Source organism: Microvirga tunisiensis, assembly GCF_009296175.1.
GTDB lineage: Bacteria > Pseudomonadota > Alphaproteobacteria > Rhizobiales > Beijerinckiaceae > Microvirga > Microvirga tunisiensis.
This window is the reverse complement of sequence record NZ_VOSK01000571.1, coordinates 1-2,672: the sequence shown is the minus strand read 5'-3', so window position 1 is coordinate 2,672 and position 2,672 is coordinate 1. Positions and strand designations below refer to the sequence as shown.

The window sequence follows — 2,672 nt, the reverse complement described above, 5'->3', positions numbered from 1 at the left end:
GCGCCGACGATACCATTTTTGTCGATACTCAGCGCTCTTCACCCTGCCTATCCTCGTCAAAGCCACTCCAACTCGGCACAACCTATTGTAAATGCTCCGAGATGTGCACGTTTATGGACGGAAACTAGCTATGAATCCTTGGGTGTTCGCGCAGCACCAAACCAAGCAGAATTCTCTCACGGCTGTATTCTCTCATGAACATAGTTATATTTGATCTCGTATTCATGAGAGGAATTCCTGAGTGCCGCGTGAGAACATCAATGACCTGATCGCCTTCCTGGCCGTCGCCAGGGAGCGCAGCTTCACACGGGCCGCGGCCAAGATGGGCGTCTCGCAATCGGCCCTGAGCCACACCATCCGCCTGCTTGAGGCCCGGCTCGGCATCCGCCTTCTCACCCGCACGACCCGCGCCGTCTCCGTCATGGAAGCCGGCGCACGCCTGCTTGAGAGCATCGGGCCGCACTTCGACGAGATCGAGGCCCAGGTAGAAGCCCTCAGCGAGTTGCGCGACAAGCCGGCCGGGACAATCCGCATCTCCGCGTCAGATTATGCGATCAAGTATTTCCTCTAGCCCAAGCTGCGACAGTTCCTTCCAAGCTATCCGGACATCAAGGTCGAACTCGTTCAGGACAACGGCTTGACCGACATCGTCACCGAGCGTTTCGATGCCGGCGTACGCATGGGCGAGCATCTCGCGAAGGACATGATCTCCGCCCGGGTCAGCCCGGATGTCCGCATGGCAGTCGTCGGCACCCCATCCTACTTCGCCGACCGTCCGAAACCGCTCCACCCCAAGGACCTCGTCGGCCACAGATGCATCAACTTCCGCCTCCAGACATCCGGCGGTTTCTATCAATGGGAGTTCGAGGAGAACGGGCGCGAGATCAAGATCCGTGTTGAGGGTCAACTGGCCTTCAACAACAGCTTCGATGTCCTGGAAGCTACACTCGACGGTTTCGGGCTGTCCTACATGATGGAAGAAATCGTCCGGCCGCACATCGCCGAGGGCCGACTCGTGCGCGTCCTCGAGGAGTATTGCCCCTATTGGGATCCCTACTATCTCTACTACCCGAGCCGCCGCCAGTCCTCGCCCGCCTTCGTCGCCCTGGTGGAGGCGCTGCGCCATCGGGGATGATCCCAGACGTTTGAGGGCTGGCTGCGCGGGCTCACGCACGTGCCGCATCTCTTGACGGGCCTTCGTCGGCTCGCAGATCTGGCCGATTGGTGTTGGGTGCGGAACGGCGGCGGCTTCCGAGCACCATCATTCCATAGTGAGTAGGGATAGCAGGAAGGCTCACGACACCTGCCCAATGTCCGAAGAACGGCGTCACTGGGGCGCTAAAGTCCCAGAAGGCGAGGCTGTAGGTGAACGTCAGTTTGCCCCATATCCCTAGAACTGAGAAGCTCCACACGCCGAAGCCAGCCAGGAGCGCCGCTGCGATGCGGAGCACCAACGTTCTCGTGGAATTCCCCGGCGATAGCCTCAAGGTCGTGCGCACCATTTCCATGATCCGCGACCAGTGCAGACCGAGATGGATGCCGACGAGGATCATCACCCAGTACGCCGCGAACCAGTGCACATCGCGCAGGTAGATACTGTCCGGAATGGGGAGGAATTCGAACACCGACTTTGAGATCACGATGCTCGTCACCAGGACAACCGCCATATTTGCGATCAGCAGCAGATGGGGCACGAGCGTGATGACGCGGTATGCATCGTATCGTCCCCTGAACAGGTTCCTGAACCAGGTCCGGTTCACCGCGATGTGCCAGGCGAGCAAGGTGAACGACACCGTGCCGAAGATCTCGTGCGGCAGGTTCTCCAGCCACCAATAGGCGAGCGCAAGCAGCAAGACGATCGCCACTGCGGCCGGCAATGCAAGGCGTTTGACGACATTGGCCTTCATGATGGCGTGCTCGCTCTCAAGAGGATTTCCGGCGCAATCACTTGAAGCTGAGCGCATCGGTGAAGGTGAACATGAATTGCCGGTCCTGGCGGGACTGATGGCACGAGTAGCAACGCGCCGTGTTCTCATCGGCCTTGATCGAGCGATCCGGCCAGAACCACTGGTATTGCCAATGCTCGCTGCCTTCGCCCATCTTCTGGGCGCCTAAGTAGGTCATCATAAGTCTTGCAACGCGAGCACTGCGGGTGTTTCCTGGGGAGCATGCAACGACATGATCACTCTCCCGAGACGTGGCTCGACGAGGCGGATCGCAAGCGGCTTGCCGCAGCGCTTGCTGGCGCCCGTGAGGCCCGTGTTTATCGCCGCCTCGAGGCGCTGCTGCTGGTGGCCGAGGGGCATTCCGTCGCCGAGGCGGCTCGCCGCTGCCGGGTCAATCGCTCCAGCGTGCATCGCTGGCTGGCGCAGTACCGGGCCGAGCATGAGGCCACGGCACTGATCGACCGGCCACGCAGCGGGCGGCCTCGCCGTCACCCGAGGCTTACGCCGCAGCGGCTGGCGGCGGCCCTGGCGCGCGACCCGCGCCGCTGCGGCTACCAGGCTACGAGCTGGACGGTGCCGCTGCTGGCGCACGACCTAGGCCGGTTAATTCACGGCGCCCCATCTGAGATTGGCTGTACGAGCCTTGCTGGCAAAGTTGACCGGATTTCAGGCATGTCCTCACCACCTCCAGGCGTTCTGCTTGGCGGATGAGAGCGGCGCGTTTGC

Annotated in this window: 3 protein-coding genes and 1 pseudogene; 2 read left to right on the top strand and 2 right to left on the bottom strand. The window is 61.3% G+C overall.

Going from position 1 to position 2,672, the window contains the following annotated elements; translation table 11 throughout:
* Nucleotides 1-241: 241 nt before the first annotated feature.
* A pseudogene (locus FS320_RS41415) lies at nt 242-1,135 on the top strand (LysR family transcriptional regulator).
* 31 nt (nt 1,136-1,166) lie between these two features.
* Here the strand turns inward: FS320_RS41415 and FS320_RS41410 are convergent.
* Together FS320_RS41410 and FS320_RS41405 are read right to left on the bottom strand one after the other, a co-directional pair.
* Complete coding sequence (locus FS320_RS41410; protein ID WP_152718390.1) at nt 1,167-1,907, bottom strand: DUF4405 domain-containing protein; 741 nt, start codon at nt 1,905-1,907, stop codon at nt 1,167-1,169.
* Between the two features lie 37 nt (nt 1,908-1,944).
* Entirely contained in the window at nt 1,945-2,127 is a 183-nt protein-coding gene (locus FS320_RS41405; RefSeq protein WP_152718389.1) for a cytochrome P460 family protein, read from the bottom strand.
* Nucleotides 2,128-2,168: 41 nt separating this feature from the next.
* On the opposite strand from FS320_RS41405, the gene FS320_RS49300 reads away from it, so the two are divergent.
* Nucleotides 2,169-2,657, top strand: a complete 489-nt coding sequence (locus tag FS320_RS49300) for a helix-turn-helix domain-containing protein (protein ID WP_244627726.1) — start codon at nt 2,169-2,171, stop codon at nt 2,655-2,657.
* Nucleotides 2,658-2,672 lie beyond the last annotated feature (15 nt).